This is a genomic window from Candidatus Polarisedimenticolaceae bacterium (assembly GCA_036275915.1).
Lineage (GTDB): Bacteria > Acidobacteriota > Polarisedimenticolia > Polarisedimenticolales > DASRJG01 > DASRJG01.
In genome coordinates this window covers 13,201-30,728 of the sequence record DASUCV010000014.1, presented here as the reverse complement: position 1 = coordinate 30,728, position 17,528 = coordinate 13,201, and the positions used below count along the sequence as shown (strand labels likewise).

The window sequence follows — 17,528 nt, the reverse complement described above, 5'->3', positions numbered from 1 at the left end:
GATGAAGCTCGCAGGAAGGGCGATCGCGCCCGGCGTCGCGCGCGGCCGCATCGTCCGGAACCGGCCCGACCTGACGCCTCGGGAAGCGGAAGGCGCGATCCTCGTCGCCGAGCGCGCGGTCCCCGACGACGTGCCGCGGATCGTCGCCGCCGCCGGCACGATCACCGGTATGGCGCCTCCCCTCTCGCACGTCGGCCTTCTCTCGCGCGAGCTGGGCAAGCCGTCGGTTGGGTTGCCGCGGCTCGACCTCCTCGTCGAGGGAGCCTTCGTGGTCGTCGACGGCACGCGCGGCGTGGTCGTGATCGGCGACGGCGCAGAGGGGACAGCTTCCGAAACTCGAACCCCGGAGTTTCGGAAGCTGTCCCCTCTTCCCTCATCGCCCCCGGGGCCGATCGACCCGAGATTCGTCGTCCCCCTCGCTCCCGGGCTCGCGCGCCAAGACGTCGGCGGAAAGGCCGCAGGCCTCTCCGCCGTCATGAACCAGTGCCGCGTCCCATCCGGCTTCGTCGTCACCGCGGCTGCCTACCGACGGCACATCGAAGGCGAGGTCGACGAAAAGCTTCGCCGCGCGAGCGACTCCCGGCACGCCCGCGCCGCGATCCTCGCGAGCCCCGTTCCCGGCGACGTTCGCAACTCGATCGAAGCCGCCTCCCGTGAGCTCTCGGCCTCACGCCTCGCCGTCCGCTCGTCGGCGACGATCGAGGACGGCCCGCAGGGAACGCTGGCCGGCCTCTTCGATTCCCGTCTCGGTGTCTCTCCCGCCTCGCTCGTCTCATCGGTCCGCGCGACCTGGGCGTCCCTGTGGAACGAGCGCGCCATCGCCTACCTCGGAGGATTCCCCTCGGCCGCCTGCCAAGCCGTCCTCGTCCAGGCGGTCGTCCCGACGAGCCCATCCGGCGTATTCGAGACGGACGGAGATACCGTCACCGTCAACGCCGCGTGGGGGCTCGGCGAGGCGATCGCACAAGGCGAAGTCGCCGGCGACCTCTTCCGGCTCCGAGCATCGACCGGAGAAATCCTCTCCTCCGAGATCGTGCCTGCTGCGACCTGGATCGTCCTCGATCCGAACCACCCCGGGACGATCGAAGAGCCGCTCCCCGATGAGCTGCGGGGCCGCCCCAGCCTCACGACCGACCAGTTGGAAACACTGGCGGCCGCTGCCCGTACGCTCGGTCCGGGACGGATCGTCGAGTGGGGTTTCGACGATTCCGGTAACCTAGTGGTCTTCCAAGTACGCCGCACCGTCTCGCGGCCGGGAGGATGACGGGATGAAGGCCGGGTGCCTCGCACTGACGATCGCGCTCGCCCTCACCGCCCCGGCGCTCTCGCAGGACCAGCCCTCCTCGCTCAAGTTCGTCTCCCCCCGCCGCCATCAGACGTTGATCGGTCCGTCGAAGGTGGAGCTGGCCGTCACCCCGCCGAACGGCGTCGCCGTGATGAGGGTCTCCCTCTTCGTCGACAACGCCCCGGCCGGAGAGAAGACCTCCCCACCCTGGGTCTTCACCTGGGATTTCGGCGACGGCTCGAAAGGCCACACGCTGGAGGCTACGGCCGCATTCGCCGACGGCACGGTCATCCAGACAACGGTCGAGACGAGCCGCCTCCAGGTCAACGAGACCGAGGAGGTCGCGCTCGTCAACGTCTACGCGATCGCGCGCGACACCGGCGGCAAGTACGTCACCGACCTCAAGCAAGAAGACTTCCACATCTTCGAGAACGATCGCCCGCAAAAGCTCGACCGCTTCTCGGCCGATCGCCGCCCGTTGCGCGTCGCGATCGTCCTCGACACCTCGCTCAGCATGGAAGGCGAGAAGCTCAAGTCCGCCGTGACGGCCGCCGACGAATTCCTCAAGATCGTGCAGCCCGGTGACGAAGGCCTCGTCATCGCCTTCTCCGACAAGGTCAACATCCTGCAAGACCTGACGTCGAACGTCGGCGAGCTCGAGGCCGCGGTGAAGAGCGTCCAGGCCAAGGGCGGCACCGCGCTCTACGACGCGATCGTGAAGGCCTCGGACCGCCTCTCGCAGTTTGAAGGGCGCCGCGTCATGGTCGTCCTCTCCGACGGCCGCGACGAGGCGGACAACGGCCTCGAGCCAGGCAGCCTTCACACCGCCGAAGAGGCGCAGGAGCGCGCGTTACGGAACGAGGTCATGGTCTTCGCGATCGGCGTCGGCAAGTCGATCGCGCGCGACGCGAAGGCGCTCGACAACAACCCGACCGCGCGCGCCGAGGAGCTCGACTTCTACGGCCGAAAGCCGCTCGTCACGATCCTTCGCGGCTTCGCCGACGCGACCGGCGGCACGAGCGTCTTCTCCCCCGGCGCGGGCCAGCTCCGCCGGAGCTTCGAGCAGGTCGCCGACGACCTCCGGCACCAGTACATGCTCGCGTACACCTCCGACGATCCGAGGCACGACGGTTCGTGGCGCGGAATCAAGGTCACCGCTGCGCGCCCCGGCGTGACCATGACGAACCGCAAGGGCTACTACGCGCCGTCGGATCTGCCGATTCCGTCGAGGAAGAAGGCGGGCGTGGGGGGGCAGTAGGTTTCGCCGACTGGACCGCTCTCGTCCGTATTCAAGCGGACGAGTTTTCAGGGAACAGGTCGGGCCGGCTCTCGTCGCGCCACAAGCTCCAACGTCGCAGTCGAAGGAAGTGCAGCGATGCCATTGGGTTTTAGCCCAAGTTGCTCCGCACGCACCGTCGAAATGTGCTCGGCGTGAGCGACCTCAACCGCCACTCCGTAACGCCGCAACAAGACATTGAAGGACTCGTAGGCGTGTATCGAATTCAGCAGTTTGGCAACCACCGCCCCGGACTCAGAGGGCGTCGCGTCGCGCCACTCCTTTGAACTGTACGCAGCGATCGAGAGCCGTTTGCTCACATCCGGCTCTCGTATTTCCAAGACGATCAAGACGATTCTGGTCGGAGACATTCCTTCGTGCCCCATCGCGGCCGTCACATCCGCCAAGAATGCGGCCTCATCGGTAACGCTGGGCGCAGCCTTTCCCGCGATGAGCTGAACGGTGTAAACCGCCGCCCCATCCTCGACACTAGGTGTCGATGTGAGCCGGACAATGACCGGACCGTCGGCAAATGGGAATGTCCAGTCTCGCTGGGTCGAAGGCCTGAGCGTTTCGCCGCTGCATGTACTCGTCGCAAGGGCCGCGCACAGCAGCCACAACAGCGATCTCATGGCATCTCACATCGAAGAAGTTGGCAGTGAAACATTCGTTGGCGCAGCACGCGGCGCGACTTGCGCTACGTCATTGCAAATCGATTGGAAGCAGATCCTACATAGATCTTGAGCTTGCTTCGCAAGTCATCCAGTTCGGATTGAGAGACCTCTTGGCCCGCGGGGATTTCCCATTCCTTCACGGCGTCAATCAGAACGTGAAGTTGCTTTGACTCGGGACTGTAGGAGAGTGGGATCCAAACGGCGGCCTTGGGGCGACGGGTCATGAACTGGCTCGGCCGATCGGGCACGATGTATCGCAAGAGGCTCTCTCTCGGAAAGTAGATGATCCGAGTGCCATCTTGCATGTAGACGCGCTCGCCATACATCCGATTAAGAACACGCTGCCACCAGATCATGGAATAAACAATATTGGCCGGCCGAGCCACTGGAGCAATGGACGCGATTCACGGTTGCTACGGTTCCCTCTTCGCAATCTCATACCCGAGGTGCCGCTTCTTCATCCAGCGCACCGCGAGGAGATCGACGAAGGCGCGAAAGACGCGGTTCCAGACGCCGTACTTGCTTGTTCCCTGGAGGCGCGGGCGGTGGCCGACGGGGACCTGGACGACGGTGCCGCCTTCGATCTTGACGAGGGTCGGGAGGAAGCGGTGCATGCCGGTGTAGAGCTTGATCGGTGCGAGCGCCGAGGCGCGGAACGCTTTGAGCGAGCAGCCGGTGTCGATGATGTCGTCGCCGGAGAGGCGGTTCCTGATCCCGTTCGCGATCTTCGATGACAGTCGCCGCACGGCGTCGTCGCGGCGCGTGGCGCGGTAGCCGACGGCGGCGTCGTGGCCGTCGAGCGCCGTGAGCAGCTTCGGAATGTCGTTCGGGTCGTTTTGCATGTCGGCGTCGATCGTGACGACGACGTTGCCGCGCGCGTTCTTGAAGCCGGCGTCGAACGCTGCGGTCTGTCCGCGGTTCGCCTTGAAGTGAATGCCGCGCACTTCGGGGTTGCGGCGCGCGAGGTCGGCGATCTTCTCCGCCGAGCCGTCCTTGCTGCCGTCGTCGACGAGCACGATCTCGAACGGGATCCCGGTGGGCCGCATCACGCCGAGGAGCTCGTCGACGAAGGCGTCGAGGCTTTCGATCTCGTTGTAGACCGGAGCGACGACGGAGACTTCGGGCGTCATGCGGCCCTCGCGCTCTTGCGGCGCTTGGGGTTGAACGGCCAGAGCGCGCGCCAGCGCTCGAAGCGCGCGAGGAAGGCGACGTCTTCGCTCGTGTACGAGCCGGGGGCGATCATCCCCTTCCACTTGAGGAACGCGGCCTCGTCGGCCATCGAGAGGAAGCGAAAGAAGAGCCGGTGAGTGAGACCGCCTGGTGTCAGGTGCACCGCGGCGGCGAAGTCGATGACGACGAGGTTTCCGTCCTTCGTGAGGAGCACGTTCTCGCGGCCGCGCAGGTCGTTGTGGATGATGCCGCGCGCGTGGAGGTCGTCGACGATCGTGCGGAGCTTCGCGATCAAGGTTGGACCGTCGGCGGGGCGGACCTCGGCGAACGCTAGGCGCTCGGCCTCGATGAACTCGATCGCGAGCGCGTAGGCGTCGATGCGGCCGGCGAAGGCGGGGACGCCGGCCATTCCTGTGAGGGTCGCATAGGCGGCCGATTCGCGTCCGATCTGGAAGCGGCCGAGCTGGCGCGCGACGAAGCCGCGGGGCCGGAAGTCCTTGACGAGGACGCGCACGCCGTCGACCGGGATCGAGAAGACGTCGGCCTTGCCTCCGGTGCCGGCGACGATCGACTGCCGCGGGGCGGTGTCGATCTCGTCCCTCGTCGGGCACCGTGGTATGTTGGGCGACCTCGAAGCCGTCAACTTGGGTTATCTCAACGATTGAAACGAGTTACGGAGCCGCGGGTCGACGCGGAGTCTAGCATGCGGGACGGGGACGGAACGCTCCTGCGCAAGCTCCCCGGACGCAACCTCTCGAAAGCCGACCTCTGCGTCTACCGTCTCGCCTCGGGGGAGACGATCGCGCTCAAGGACTTCGGCACGCGTCCGCTCCTCGTCAGGCAAACCTTGGGGCGCATGTTCGTGCGGCGCGAGTGCCGGGCCTATTCAGCGGCGGCGGGCGCTCCGGGTCTCGTTCCATTCCTCGGGCGCCGTGGACCGTTCGCCTTGGCTACCGCTTGGGTCGAGGCCGCGCCGCTGTCGTCATTCCCAGAGGCCGAGGATGCGGTGTTCGACCGTCTCGACACGATCCTTTCGGGACTCCACGCGCGCGGCGTCGCGATCGCGGACCTTCACCACCGTGACGTGCTCGTCTCGCCCGAGGGCGAGGTGCACGTCGTCGATCTCGCCGCCGCGTACGTGCTTGGCGAGTCGCCGGGTCCGATCCGTCGGTCCCTCTTCGCGCGGTTCGCCGCGCAAGATCGCCTCGCCGCGGCGCGCATGCGGGCGCGCTTCACCGGCCGTCCCGAGCACGAGGCGCTCGCCGGTGTCGATCCGGGCGCGGTGCGGCTCTGGGGGATCGGGCGGCGGATCAAGGGCGCGTGGGACGTTATACGCGGGCGCTCGCGGTGAGCACGCGCGATCGCTGGCTCGCGGCGGGGCTCGTCGCGCTCGTCGTCGCCGCGTATCTCCCGGTGCTCTCGGCGGGGTACGTCTGGGACGACGACCGTCACGTGACGGCGAACGCGGTGTTGACCGCGCCTCACGGCTTGGCGGCCGCGTGGATTACGCTTGACGCCACGCCGCAGTACTACCCGCTCACGCACACCGTGTTCTGGCTCGAGCATGCGCTGTGGGGGTTCGCGCCCGCCGGCTACCACCTCGTCAACGTGCTGCTCCACGCTCTCTCGGCGGTGCTCCTCTTTCGCATCCTGGTTCTTCTCGAGATTCCCGGCGCCTTCCTCGCCGCGGCAATCTTCGGCGTGCACCCCGTGCACGTCGAGTCGGTCGCGTGGGTGTCCGAGCTGAAGAACGCGCTGTCGGGCGTGCTCTACCTCGGCGCGTCGCGGCTCTTCCTCGGGTGGGCGCTCGGACGCGAGCGGGGTGATGCGCGTCCTCTCTTCGCGGCTCTGTTGTTCGCCTGCGCCCTGCTCTCGAAGACGGTCACCGCGAGTTGGCCGGTCGCGATGGCGATCGTGCTGTGGTGGAAGACGGGAACGGTCGAGCGGCGTGCCGCCCTGTGGCTCGCTCCCCTGCTCGCGCTCGGCGCGCTCTTCGGCGGGATCACGCACCACCTCGAGCGCACGCAGGTCGGCGCGAGCGGAGCGGAATGGGAGCTGTCGCTCCTGGGGCGCCTCGCGCTCTCGGGGCGCATCGTCTGGTTCTATCTCGCGAAGCTCGTCTGGCCGTATCCGCTGATCTTCATCTACCCGCGGTGGACGATCGACGCGACGTCGATCCTCGCCTGGATCTGGATCGTGGGGGTCGGCGCGGCGTTCGTCCTCTGCCGGCGCCTCTCGCGTGGTGCGTTCGCCGCGCTCGCCTTCTTCGTCGTGACGCTCGCACCCGCGCTCGGCTTCTTCGACGTCTACCCGATGCGCTATGCGTTCGTCGCCGATCACTTCCAGTATCTCGCCAGCATCGCCCCGATCGTTCTCTTCGCCGCGTTTCTCGCCAAGCGACGCTGGACGCTTCAAGCCGCCGCGGCGCTCGTCGTCGCGCTCGCCTCCCTCACCGCCGTCCGGGCGACGGCGTACCGCGACGAGGAGACGCTCTGGCGCGACACGATCGCGAGAAACCCGTCGGCGTGGATCGCGCACAACAACCTCGGGATCCTCCTCGCCGAGAAGGGAAGGAACGACGAGGCCGCCGCGGCGTTCGCGCGCGTCCTGGCGCTCAAGCCCGATCACGCCGGCGCGCGTGCGAATCTCGGGTATCTCCAGGAGCTCCAGGGGAAGCCCGCGGAGGCGGCCGCGACACTGACGCTCGCCGCGCCCGACCGGCCCGGCGACGCCGACCTCCGGGTCCACCTCGTCCGCGACCTGATCGCGACGGGACGGTTCGACGAGGCGGTCGCGCCCGCCGTCGAGGCCGCGCGACTGCGGCCCGACGATCCCGACATCCTCTGTGACGCCGGGACCCTCCTCGCGCGCGCCGGGCGCACGGCGGAGGCGATCCCCCTCCTCGAGCGCGCCGTCAAGCTCCGGCCCGGCTTCGCCCGCGCGCAGGCGAATCTCGACCTCGCGCGGCGCGTAGGCTATCCTCGCGATCCCCGATGAGCGAAGGAAACTACAACCGAGCGCTCGGCGCCGTGCGTTTGCTCGCGACGTTCGCGTTCATCGTCACGATCGTCGTCTTCGCCCGGCCGCGCCCGTTCGAGGTCGCGCTCGGCTTCGTCATCGCGGCGATCGGCGAGGGGATCCGCTTCTGGGCCGCCGGCCACCTCCTGAAGACGAAGGAGCTGATCACGTCGGGGCCGTACCGCTACACACGGAACCCGCTCTACCTCGGGCGCATGCTCATCATGACCGGCCTCTGCATCATGTGCCGGCTGCCGTACTTCGCCAACCTGATCCTCCTCGCGATCGGCTACGCGATCTTCCTCGGCTACTACATGCCGCGGAAGGAGCGCGTCGAGCCGGCACGCCTCCGCGCGATCCACGGCGACGCCTACGACCGCTATTTCAAGGCGGTGCCCGCGCTCATCCCGACGCTCAGGCCATACCAGAACGCGTCGAATCTCGGCTGGTCGTCCGATCGGATGTTCCGGAATCGCGAGGTCTGGATGGTCGTCGGGATCCTCGCGGTGTCGGTCTTCCTGCTCTACCGCTCGCACCGCCTGCCGCCGCCCGAAGAGGCGGCTCCGGTCGCGGCTCCGGCGCCCTCCGTCAGCGGTTCGTGAAGACGTAGAGGGTCTGCGACCCGACGGCGCGTGTGAGCGCCGGCGCGCGATCCCCGATCACCGTGCGCGCGATCGCGAGCCTGCTGCCTTCCACGAGCAGGACGAGGCGCTCCGGCGCCGACCACGCCTCGCGGAGCGCATCGAGCGTCGTCAGGTTCTCGATCGGCCGGTCGAGGTAGTACCGGTACTCCGATCGCCACTCCCAGAAGTTGTACGACGCGACCTTGGAGTCCCCGGCCATCGCGGCGATCGCCTCGGTCAGGGGCCGCGCGGACTTGTACACGTCGAGCGCGGGAAGGACAAAGACCGCGACGACGAGATAGACCGCGGCGCAGAGGGCGGGGAGTGCGAGCGCGACCCGGCGATTGCGGAAGGCGTTGAGGCCCAGGAACACGCCTCCGATGACGGCGGTCGCCGCGAGCCATCGTCCGGTCGTCGTGGCATCCGGGTACTTCGGCGCGACGCGTGCCGAGAGGTAAAGGCCGGCCCCGATGAGCCCCGCCGCCAGCGTGAGCGCGATCGCGGTGACAGCGCGCCTGCGCCTCGTCCCGGAGAGGACTTCCATGGCGAGGACCGCGACCGCGGGAGCGATCGGGACGATGTAGGGATCTCGCTTGCTCTTCGAGAAGGAGAAGAACACGACGATGGCGGCGATCCACACCCACGCGAGCCGCGCGAGGCGGCGCTCGCCGTCGTCCTCGCGCGGGAGCCGCACGGCGAGGACGGCGAAGAAGGCGTAGGGCGCCATGTCGATGAAGACGTAGGGAACGTAATACCAGAACGGCGCGACGTGGTCCCACGGGTTCGTGAACCGCTGGAAGTTCTGCCGGATGAGCACCTCGTGGAGGACGTCCGCGTGGCCTGTCATCGCGAGCGCCAGGAACCACGGCACCGCGATCACGAAGGCGACCGCGGCCCCGAGAGCGATGGCGGGCGTCATCAACGCTCGAAGCTTGCTCGAGAACGCCGCGTAGGTGCCGATCACGAGCGCCGGACAGATCCAGGCGACCGGCCCCTTCGCGAGGAAGCCGAGCCCGGCGGCGAGCCCGGCGAGCGACCACCCTTTCCACGGCGCGAGGCCGAAGTCGAGGACACGCGTCAGCGGAACGATCACGCCGATCGTCGCCGCGGCGACGAGGACGTCCATCTGGAGCGTCGTCGAGACCCACCAGACCTGATACGTCGTCAGGGTGAAGGTCGCGGCGGCGAGCGCGCGACCTCGCCCGGCGTAAGGCAAGACGAGAAGATAGGTGAGGATCACGATCGACGTTCCCGCGAGGACCGACGGCATCCGCACCGACGTCTCGGACACACTGCCGAGGAGACTCGAGGCGACGAGCCCGAGCCAGAACGAGAGGATCGGCTTCTCGCCGAACGGCAGGCCGTTCACGTACGGCACGAGGAGGCTGCCCCGCGCGTGCATCTCCTTGACCGCCTCGCCGTAGATCGGCTCGTTGGGGTTCCAGAGGTCGTGAGCGCCGAGGGCGGCGCCGAAGAGGAGGAGCGAGCCGGCGAGGAGGAGAAGGAGGTCGCGCCGCGCGGCGCCCGTCACGCGGGGGACCCCTCGACCTGCAGGGCGTGGAGACGCGCGTAGATGCCGTCCTTCGCGAGAAGGTCGCGGTGGCTTCCCTCCTCCACGATCCGCCCGCGCTCGACCACGAGGATGCGGTCGGCGCGGCGGATCGTCGCGAGCCGGTGCGCGATCACGATCGACGTCCGGTTCTTCATGAGCACGTCGAGGGCGTCCTGCACGAGCCGCTCGGACTCCGAGTCGAGCGCCGACGTGGCCTCGTCGAGGATCAGGATCGGCGGGTCCTTGAGGAGCGCGCGCGCGATCGTCAGGCGTTGCCGCTGACCGACCGAGAGGCGCGCCCCGCGCTCGCCGAGGACGGTGTCGTAGCCTTCGGGCAGGTTCTCGACGAACTCGTGGGCGTGGGCCGCCTTCGCCGCGGCGAGGATCCGCTCCATGGGGATGTCGGAGCGCCCGTAGGCGATGTTCGCGCGCACGGTGTCGTTGAAAAGCACCGTCTCCTGCGTCACGAGCCCGATCTGACCTCGCAGCGATTCGAGGGTCGCGTTGCGGATGTCGTGGCCGTCGATCGTGAGCCGTCCCGCGGTCGGGTCGTAGAAGCGTGGCACGAGGTTCGCGATCGTCGACTTGCCCGACCCGGACGTGCCGACGAGCGCGACCGTCTCGCCGCGCCGGATCGCGACGTCGATCCCGTCGAGCACCTTCTCCGCGTCGTAGGCGAAGTCGACGCGCTCGAACCGGATCTCGCGCGTGAACGCCGGCAGGACCGTCGAGCCGGGCAGGTCGCGGATCTCGCGCTCGCGGTCCATGACGTCGAAGATCCGGCGCGCCGCGGCGACCGCCTGCTGCGCCTCGGTGTTGATCGTGTTCATCCGCCGGATCGACATGAAGAGGTAGCCGAGGAGCGCAAGGATCGTCGTGACTTCGCCGCCGGAGATCCTCTGCTTTGCGACCTGCCGCCCGGCGTACGCGAAGAGCAGCCCACCCGCGATCCCGCCGAAGAGCTGCATCACCGCGGGGGCGAGCGCGACCGCGCGCGCCGCCTTGAGATCGGCCGCCAGCATCCGGTCGAGCGCCGCGCGGAACCGCGCGATCTCGAACTTCTCCATGACGAAGCCCTGGACGACCTTCGCCCCGGCGAGGGTCTCGGCGAGGAGGCTCGCCGTCTCGCCCTGACGCTCCTGGCTGCGCGTCGACGCTTTCCTCAGGCGCTTCGACAGCTTGATCATCGGGTACGCGAGGAGCGGGAGCGCGATCATCGCCACGAGAGTCAGCTTCCAGTCGAGGAGGAGCGCCGCGCCGATCGTGAACGGCATGCTCCCGCCGACGCGGACGAAGTCGGCGAAGACGTCGGTCGACACCTTCTGGAGCCGCGCGACGTCCGCGAGGATCCGCGAGAGGATCGTGCCGGTCGGGTTGGCCTGGAAGAAGCGCAGCGACTGGTAGGTGATCGCCTCGTGGAGATCCGCCCTGAGATCGCGGATCACCGAGGTCCCGACCTTCATGACGAGGTACTGGCCGAAGTAGAGGAACACCGCCTGGAGACCGACGATCGCGGCGAGGAGGAGCGGCACCTCGAGGTAGGCGCGGTCCCTCGCCCACTCGAGGAAGCGCTCCTTGGGGAGCGCCTTCTTGACCGAGTCGAGGAAGTCGAACTTGTGCTGCGCCTGGCCGTGCGTCTCGGCCGCCACCGGATGCGCGGTGCCGAGGAAGACCTCGTCGACGATCGGCTGGAGGGTCAGGAGGACGACGGACATGAGCGCGCCCGCGATCGCGAGCAGCACGGCGGCGCCGACCATGCGCCCCAGATACGGGCGCATGTAGCCGAAGATCCGGCGCAATTCCTTCATGCGGCGAGTCTAGCCGAGTTCGCTTCCCCGGAAGAACCAACCCAGCTCGAAGGCCGCGGTCGCCGGCGCGTCCGAGCCGTGGACGGTGTTCTGCTCGATGTTCGTGGCGAGCTGCTTGCGGATCGTGCCCTCGGCGGCCTTGGCGGGGTCGGTCGCCCCCATCGTCTCGCGCCAGTGCACGATCGCACCGTCACGCTCGAGGCACATGAGCACCACGGGACCCGAGGTCATGAAGGCGACGAGGTCCTTGAAGAACGGGCGCTCGCGGTGGACGGCGTAGAACCCTTCGGCTTCCGCGCGCGACAGGTGGTGCAGGCGCATCGCGACGATCCGGAACCCTTCCTTCTCGATGCGGCTGATCACCTGCCCTGCGACGCGGTTCTTCACCCCGTCCGGCTTCACGATCGCGAGCGTCCGCTCCATCATCCCGTCTCCTGGTCAGCGCGCGAGCGCCGATTGAATGGACTCGCCGATCCCCGCCGGGGTGTCGACGACGTAGATCCCCGCCGCGGTGAGCGCCTTCATCTTCTCGGCCGCGGTCCCCTTGCCGCCGGCGATGATCGCGCCCGCGTGACCCATGCGGCGCCCGGGCGGCGCCGTCTGCCCCGCGATGAACGAGACGACCGGCTTCCTCACGTGCGCCTTCACGAACGCCGCGGCCTCTTCCTCCGCCGTCCCGCCAATCTCGCCGATCATGACGATCGCCTCGGTGCCCGGGTCGGCCTCGAAGAGGCGCAGGCAGTCGATGAAGTTCGTGCCGTTGATCGGATCGCCGCCGATGCCGATGCAGGTCGACTGCCCGATCCCGAGGCGCGTGAGCTGATCGACCGCCTCGTAGGTGAGCGTGCCCGAGCGCGAGACGACGCCGACGCGACCCGGCTTGTGGATGCGGCCGGGCATGATCCCGATCTTGCACTGGCCAGGCGTGATGATCCCCGGGCAGTTCGGTCCAATGAGGCGCACCTCCGGGACCGTCCGCAGGAACGCCATGACGCGCATCATGTCGAGCGCGGGAATGCCCTCGGTGATCGCGACGATGAGCGGCAGGCGCGCGTCCGCCGCCTCGAGGATCGCGTCGGCGGCGAACGGCGGCGGCACGAAGATGACGCTCGCGTTGGCACCCGTCTCCGCGACCGCCTTCGCGACCGTGTCGAAGACCGGGATCCCCTCGTGCGTCTGGCCGCCCTTTCCGGGCGTGACGCCGGCGACGACCTTCGTTCCGTACTCGATCGATTGCTTCGTGTGGAACGCGCCCTCGCGCCCGGTGAGCCCCTGGACGAGAAGCCGCGTCTCCTTCCCGACGAGCACCGCCATCGTTACCTCCCCGCCGCGGCCGCGACGGCCTTCTCGGCGGCGTCGCGCATCCCGTCGGCGACGCGGAACGCGAGCCCCGACTCCTTCAGGATCTCGCGGCCGCGCTCGACGTTCGTCCCCTCGAGCCGCACGACGACCGGCACCTTGACGCCGACGTCCTTGGCCGCGGCGACGACCCCTTCCGCGACGACGTCGCAGCGCATGATCCCGCCGAAGATGTTGATGAGGACGGCGCGGACCTCGGCGTCGGCGAGCAGGATGCGGAACGCGTTCGTCACCATCTCCTTCGTCGCGCCGCCTCCGACGTCGAGGAAGTTCGCCGGCGAGCCGCCGTGGTGCTTGATGATGTCCATCGTCCCCATGGCGAGCCCCGCGCCGTTGACCATGCACGCGATGTTGCCGTCGAGCTTGATGTAATTGAGGCCGAACTTCGACGCCTCGACCTCGAGCGGATCCTCCTCGTCGAGGTCACGCAGCTCCTTGATCTCGGGATGGCGGAAGAGCGCGTTGTCATCGAAGCTCACCTTCGCGTCGAGCGCCAGGATGCGCCCGTCGGCGAGCTTCACGAGCGGGTTGATCTCGATCATCGACGCGTCGGTGCCGAGGAACGCCTGGTAGAGCGCGCCGGCGAGCTTCGTGAACGGCCCCGCCTGGTCGCCGAGGCCGAGCCCGAACGCGAGCTTGCGCCCCATCCACGGCTGGAACCCCGTGACCGGCGACACCGCGAGCTTGAGGATCGCCTCCGGCCGCTCGGCGGCGACCTCCTCGATCTCCGTACCACCCTCGGCGCTCGCGATGAAGATCGGCGCCTGGAGCGCGCGGTCCAAGAGGAGCGCGAGGTAGTACTCGGCGACGATCTGCATCCCCTCTTCGACGAGGACGCGCCGCACCGTCCGCCCCTCGGGGCCGCTCTGCTTCGTGACGAGGACGTTGCCGAGCATCGCCTTCGCGACCTGCTCGGCCTTCGCGGCGTCGGTGACGACGACGCCACCGAGCTTCGAGTCGCTCGTGAACCGCCCCTTGCCGCGGCCGCCCGCGTGGATCTGCGATTTGACGACGACCTTCGGCGTCCCGAGCCGCGCCGCGATCGCGCCGGCTTCCGTGGCATCTTTCGCCGGAGCGCCCTCCGGCACCGGAACGCCGAACCGCTTCAGCACCGCCTTGGCTTGATACTCGTGGATCTTCACGGCTTCCCTCCTCGAGCGGCCGGGGATTATAGGAAGCCGCTCGAAAGGCGTCGAGCTAGGGGACAGTAACCAAGTTTTTCTTACACAGAGGGGACACCTTCCAAAACTCGACGTGCAGAGTTTCGGAAGCTGTCCCCTCTGTGTAAGAAGAACTTGGTTACTGTCCCGGTTCGATCGACCACACCTCGTAGCGATCGACGGAATCGCTCCCCCACGCCCACGGGAGGTAGCCCCAGCCGTTCGAAAAAAAGCCGGCGTCGCACGCGCGGCTCATGATCCGTCCCCCGGGGCGCGTGTCGTCGAGAGACGAGACGAGGCGCTTGTTCGGCATCGCACCCATCAACTCACCTTCCGCGTGACCGCTCGCGATGACGAGATCGCCCCAGTGCGGGTGCGGCGGCGTTTGCGTCAGCGGCCGCGCTCCCGCGCGCTCGGCGTACCACTGGAACCCCCAGTGTCCGTTGAACCAGACGGTCTTCCCGGATGTCACGGCCGGCGCGACGAGCGTCTCGGCGGCACGGCGCCCCGTCCCCGCGAAGCGCGCATCGGCACGCAAGATGAGCACACCGAGGAGGGTGCCGCAGACGACCGGCACCGCCAGGGAGAGTTTCGGAAGCCGTCCCTTCTGCCGCGCCACGGCGATCGCCATCGCGGGTGCCGCCGCCAAGAGGTACTTGGACGGAAGGTGCAAGTACGGAACGACCGCGATCGGAGTGAGGCACCACGTGGCGAGCATGCCGTCGATGCGATCCCGTCTCTTGAAAGCTTGCCAAGCGAGATCGAACAGCGCCGCCGCGCCGAGTCCGGCGGCGATGGCCGCGACCTGCGGGCCGACTTCCGGATGCAGCCGGATGTACGCCCAGGCGCCGGCACCGGCGACGTAGAGCACCGGGCTCCTGACGATCGCGATCGGGCACAGGAGGAGCCACGCAATCGCGAACGGGAAGGCCAGCGCGAGGTGCACCGGGAACGAGACGACATTGCGGAGCACCGCGGGCGCGAAGACGAACGTCGCCGCAGCGCCGGCGACGGCGCCCGCACCCGCGTGGGACTGCGGATCGCGCGTGATCGTGAACGCCGCCGCGGCCGCGAGGAGCGCTGCGACCGGGACGATCCATCGGCGGCGATCGTTCGGCCCCAGGAGCCACGCGACGACCGCGAGCGCCGCGAGGTGCGAGCGGCAGAGTGTCGCCGCCCCGAGGTACAGCGCGGCGACGACCGCCTGTCCTCGTCGCGCATCGCGGCCGAACGCCGCGGTCCGCTCGAGGCCGAGCACCCCGAGCGCCATCGCCGCGACGTCGGGCATCGCGGTGGCCGCCATCCCGAGGACGGCCGGGGTCGCAGCGAGGAGCAACGACGCGCGGCGCGCCTGCGTCTCGTCACCGTCCAGCGTCAACGCCAACGACGCCGTCGCGACGATCGCGAGCGCGAGCAGGAGGAGCTGCGTGAGATGGGCCACCCACTCGGCACCGCCCGCGAGGAGCGTGGGCACGAGGAGGTAGGCCATCCCGGGGCCGCTCGCCATGAGCGCCGACATCCGGTGCGGCTCGAGCGACCACACCACGTCGAACGCCGTCGGGTGGAGCGGGTCCTCGAGGACGTGGCGCGCCTGGTAAAGGAAGAGCGGGTCGTCGATCGTGTAGGCCTTCCCGAGGAACGGCAGGAGCACCGCCGCCGCGAGGACGAGCGCGGGCCAGGCCGCGCGGAAGGATCGACGGTCCATCGTCCCGGTCAGTCGAAGAGGGTCGGCGGCGGCACGAGGAGGAACGACCGCCGGTGGATGGGGCACGGGCCGAGCCGCTTGAGTGCGTCACGGTGGCCGGCCGTGCCGTATCCCTTGTGCGCGCCGAACCCGTAGCCGGGATAGGTGCTCTCGTAGCCGACCATCAGCTCGTCGCGGACGGTCTTGGCGAGGATCGACGCGGCGGCGATCGCGTGGCACTTCGCGTCGCCCTTGACGATCGGCTCCTGCGGCAGCTTGCACCCGGGGATGCGCCGCGCGTCGAGGAGGACGTGCTGCGGCGCCTCGGGGAGCGATTCGAGCGCGCGCGCCATCGCGATGAGCCCCGCCCAGTAGACGTTGATCCGGTCGATCTCGTCGGGCTCGACGATCGCGACCGCGAAGAACGCGGCGGCCCTGCGGATCTCCAGGGCGAGGGCCGCCCGCTTCTCCGCGGGAACCTTCTTCGAATCGTCGACGCCGTGAATCCCGACACCCGGCGGGAAGACGACCGCGGCGGCGACGAGCGGCCCCGCGAGCGGCCCGACCCCCGCCTCGTCGACGCCGGCCACGCGCTCGATTCCCGAACCCCACAGCTCCCGCTCGCGCGTGAGCAGCCGCGCGAGCTTGCGGGCGAGACGCGCGTTCATGCCGCGCTCCTTTTGAGCCGCTCGAGGAGGGTGTCGACGTCGACGCCGCCGTGACGGGGCGCATACGGGGTGAGATAAGCGCGGGCGCGAGCGGCGACGCGGCTCGCCCCCGCGGCGTTTCCCCTGGCCGCGTGGTGGAGGGCGGCCGCGGACTGGATCAGTCCTTTATAAAAATCGCGATCGTCACCGCGATAGGCGATCCAGTAATCCTCCATGATCTCGTGCGCCTCGAAGAATCGGCCGGAAACGAGGGCTCGCTCGAATTCCTCGATGGGCGGATCGGCCATGGGCGCGATTCTACGCGCGGGCCGATTACAGCGGCTCCGGGCCCTGCGTTAGCTTCTGTTAGGGTTAAGACCCTAGATTCCCCACGTGCGTGTTCGCTCCGGCCTCCTCGCCGCCCTCCTCGCCATCGCGGCGGCCGTGCCGGCCGTGGCCGCGGACCCCGTTCAAGAGGCCGATCGCCCGTACTGGCGGACGAATCTCTTCAAGCGGTTCGCCTACGACCAGAAATTCCTCTTCAAGGAGTGGCTCCCGAACGAGGTCCGCCGGCCGCAGTTCTACGCGCCGATCCTCGCCGGGCTCTTCCTCGGCGCGAACTCGAAGGGCAACGGCGGGGGCCTGGACCCGACCCGCCAGAGCGACTTCGCCAGCGACCGCAGCGCCTGGCAGATTTCCGCGTCGCACGATCTCACGACGTTCGGGAACGCGCCGGTGGTCGCCGCGATGCTCGGCGTGACCTATCTCGCGTCCCGCAAGGCGGGCAACGACGATCTGGCCTCGGCCGCGAGCCTGTCCAGCGAGGCGATCCTGGACGTCGGTCTCTGGACGATCGTCATCAAGGAGGTCGCCGCGCGGACCCGCCCCGGGCCCCAGAGCACGGGGGCGTTCTTCCAATGGGGCAAGCCTCGATCGGGCTCATTCCCCTCGGGCCATGCCGCGGTCGCGTTCTCGGTCGCGACGGTCTTCGCCGAGCAGTACCACGACACGCACAAGTGGGTCCCCTGGGTCGCGTACAGCACCGCCACCCTGATCGGCCTCGCGCGCATCGCCGTCGGCCAGCACTACCCGTCGGACGTCCTCGTCGGGGCGACGCTCGGCCACAGCATGGGCGAGATGGTCATGGCCCGAGACGGCGCCCAGCGCGACGACTGGTACCGGCATCTCACCCCCGTCTACGACCCCGCGACGCAAGGCTGGGGGGTCGGCTACGAGAGGCAGTGGTAGGGGCGCCAAGCGCTACAATGCGCG

Annotated in this window: 18 protein-coding genes; 6 read left to right on the top strand and 12 right to left on the bottom strand. The window is 68.7% G+C overall.

The genetic code is table 11. The annotated features are described in order from the left end of the window. The first annotated feature begins 1 nt into the window (after window position 1). Window positions 2–1,264 (top strand): PEP/pyruvate-binding domain-containing protein, encoded by a 1,263-nt coding sequence (locus VFV19_11760; GenBank protein HEX4824976.1) that lies wholly within the window; start codon window positions 2–4, stop codon window positions 1,262–1,264. A 4-nt stretch (window positions 1,265–1,268) separates the two neighbouring features. Further along, entirely contained in the window at window positions 1,269–2,543 is a 1,275-nt protein-coding gene (locus tag VFV19_11755) for a VWA domain-containing protein (protein HEX4824975.1), read from the top strand. A 47-nt stretch (window positions 2,544–2,590) separates the two neighbouring features. Here VFV19_11755 and VFV19_11750 read toward each other — a convergent pair whose 3' ends face one another. The 4 genes from VFV19_11750 to VFV19_11735 all read right to left on the bottom strand — a co-directional run bounded on the left by VFV19_11750 (window position 2,591) and on the right by VFV19_11735 (window position 5,048). Next, window positions 2,591–3,193: a hypothetical protein gene (locus VFV19_11750; GenBank protein HEX4824974.1), complete on the bottom strand. Its 603-nt coding sequence runs from the start codon at window positions 3,191–3,193 to the stop codon at window positions 2,591–2,593. Window positions 3,194–3,258: 65 nt separating this feature from the next. Then, on the bottom strand, window positions 3,259–3,591 hold the full coding sequence (locus tag VFV19_11745) for a hypothetical protein (GenBank protein ID HEX4824973.1): 333 nt from the start codon (window positions 3,589–3,591) through the stop codon (window positions 3,259–3,261). Window positions 3,592–3,648: 57 nt separating this feature from the next. After that, window positions 3,649–4,365, bottom strand: a complete 717-nt coding sequence (locus VFV19_11740; protein HEX4824972.1) for a glycosyltransferase family 2 protein — start codon at window positions 4,363–4,365, stop codon at window positions 3,649–3,651. Beyond that, window positions 4,362–5,048: a hypothetical protein gene (locus VFV19_11735; protein ID HEX4824971.1), complete on the bottom strand. Its 687-nt coding sequence runs from the start codon at window positions 5,046–5,048 to the stop codon at window positions 4,362–4,364. The genes VFV19_11740 and VFV19_11735 overlap by 4 nt, the downstream gene beginning before the upstream one ends. Window positions 5,049–5,108: 60 nt before the next feature. Between VFV19_11735 and VFV19_11730 the strand changes: the two genes are divergently transcribed. From VFV19_11730 to VFV19_11720, 3 genes are read left to right on the top strand one after another with little or no spacing between them, the layout of a single operon-like run. Continuing rightward, window positions 5,109–5,756, top strand: coding sequence for a hypothetical protein (locus VFV19_11730; protein HEX4824970.1), 648 nt, complete (start codon window positions 5,109–5,111; stop codon window positions 5,754–5,756). Next, window positions 5,726–7,402 carry a tetratricopeptide repeat protein gene (locus tag VFV19_11725; protein HEX4824969.1) on the top strand — a complete coding sequence of 559 codons (1,677 nt, stop codon included), beginning with the start codon at window positions 5,726–5,728 and terminating at the stop codon, window positions 7,400–7,402. Before VFV19_11730 ends, VFV19_11725 begins: the two co-directional genes overlap by 31 nt. Further along, entirely contained in the window at window positions 7,399–8,025 is a 627-nt protein-coding gene (locus VFV19_11720) for an isoprenylcysteine carboxylmethyltransferase family protein (protein HEX4824968.1), read from the top strand. The genes VFV19_11725 and VFV19_11720 overlap by 4 nt, the downstream gene beginning before the upstream one ends. Here the strand turns inward: VFV19_11720 and VFV19_11715 are convergent. The 8 genes from VFV19_11715 to VFV19_11680 form a co-directional block, all read right to left on the bottom strand. Continuing rightward, window positions 8,012–9,577, bottom strand: a complete 1,566-nt coding sequence (locus VFV19_11715; GenBank protein HEX4824967.1) for a glycosyltransferase family 39 protein — start codon at window positions 9,575–9,577, stop codon at window positions 8,012–8,014. The two genes, VFV19_11720 and VFV19_11715, sit on opposite strands and share 14 nt — an antisense overlap. Beyond that, the gene (locus VFV19_11710) at window positions 9,574–11,406 is read right to left on the bottom strand and encodes an ABC transporter transmembrane domain-containing protein (GenBank protein ID HEX4824966.1); all 1,833 of its coding nucleotides are present in this window, start codon (window positions 11,404–11,406) and stop codon (window positions 9,574–9,576) included. Before VFV19_11710 ends, VFV19_11715 begins: the two co-directional genes overlap by 4 nt. Before the next feature lie 9 nt (window positions 11,407–11,415). Beyond that, on the bottom strand, window positions 11,416–11,829 hold the full coding sequence (gene ndk / locus VFV19_11705; GenBank protein ID HEX4824965.1) for a nucleoside-diphosphate kinase: 414 nt from the start codon (window positions 11,827–11,829) through the stop codon (window positions 11,416–11,418). Between the two features lie 15 nt (window positions 11,830–11,844). Next, a complete protein-coding gene (gene sucD / locus VFV19_11700; protein ID HEX4824964.1) occupies window positions 11,845–12,720 on the bottom strand; it encodes a succinate--CoA ligase subunit alpha in 876 nt (291 codons plus the stop codon). A gap of 2 nt (window positions 12,721–12,722) precedes the next feature. Further along, window positions 12,723–13,907 (bottom strand): ADP-forming succinate--CoA ligase subunit beta, encoded by a 1,185-nt coding sequence (gene sucC, locus VFV19_11695; GenBank protein ID HEX4824963.1) that lies wholly within the window; start codon window positions 13,905–13,907, stop codon window positions 12,723–12,725. 157 nt (window positions 13,908–14,064) lie between these two features. Continuing rightward, the gene (locus VFV19_11690; GenBank protein HEX4824962.1) at window positions 14,065–15,630 is read right to left on the bottom strand and encodes a hypothetical protein; all 1,566 of its coding nucleotides are present in this window, start codon (window positions 15,628–15,630) and stop codon (window positions 14,065–14,067) included. A gap of 8 nt (window positions 15,631–15,638) precedes the next feature. After that, window positions 15,639–16,277, bottom strand: coding sequence for a ribonuclease HII (locus tag VFV19_11685; protein HEX4824961.1), 639 nt, complete (start codon window positions 16,275–16,277; stop codon window positions 15,639–15,641). Continuing rightward, the gene (locus VFV19_11680) at window positions 16,274–16,564 is read right to left on the bottom strand and encodes a DUF309 domain-containing protein (GenBank protein HEX4824960.1); all 291 of its coding nucleotides are present in this window, start codon (window positions 16,562–16,564) and stop codon (window positions 16,274–16,276) included. Before VFV19_11680 ends, VFV19_11685 begins: the two co-directional genes overlap by 4 nt. Window positions 16,565–16,649: 85 nt before the next feature. Here VFV19_11680 and VFV19_11675 point away from each other — a divergent pair, with 85 nt between their 5' ends. Beyond that, a complete protein-coding gene (locus tag VFV19_11675) occupies window positions 16,650–17,504 on the top strand; it encodes a phosphatase PAP2 family protein (GenBank protein HEX4824959.1) in 855 nt (284 codons plus the stop codon). Window positions 17,505–17,528 lie beyond the last annotated feature (24 nt).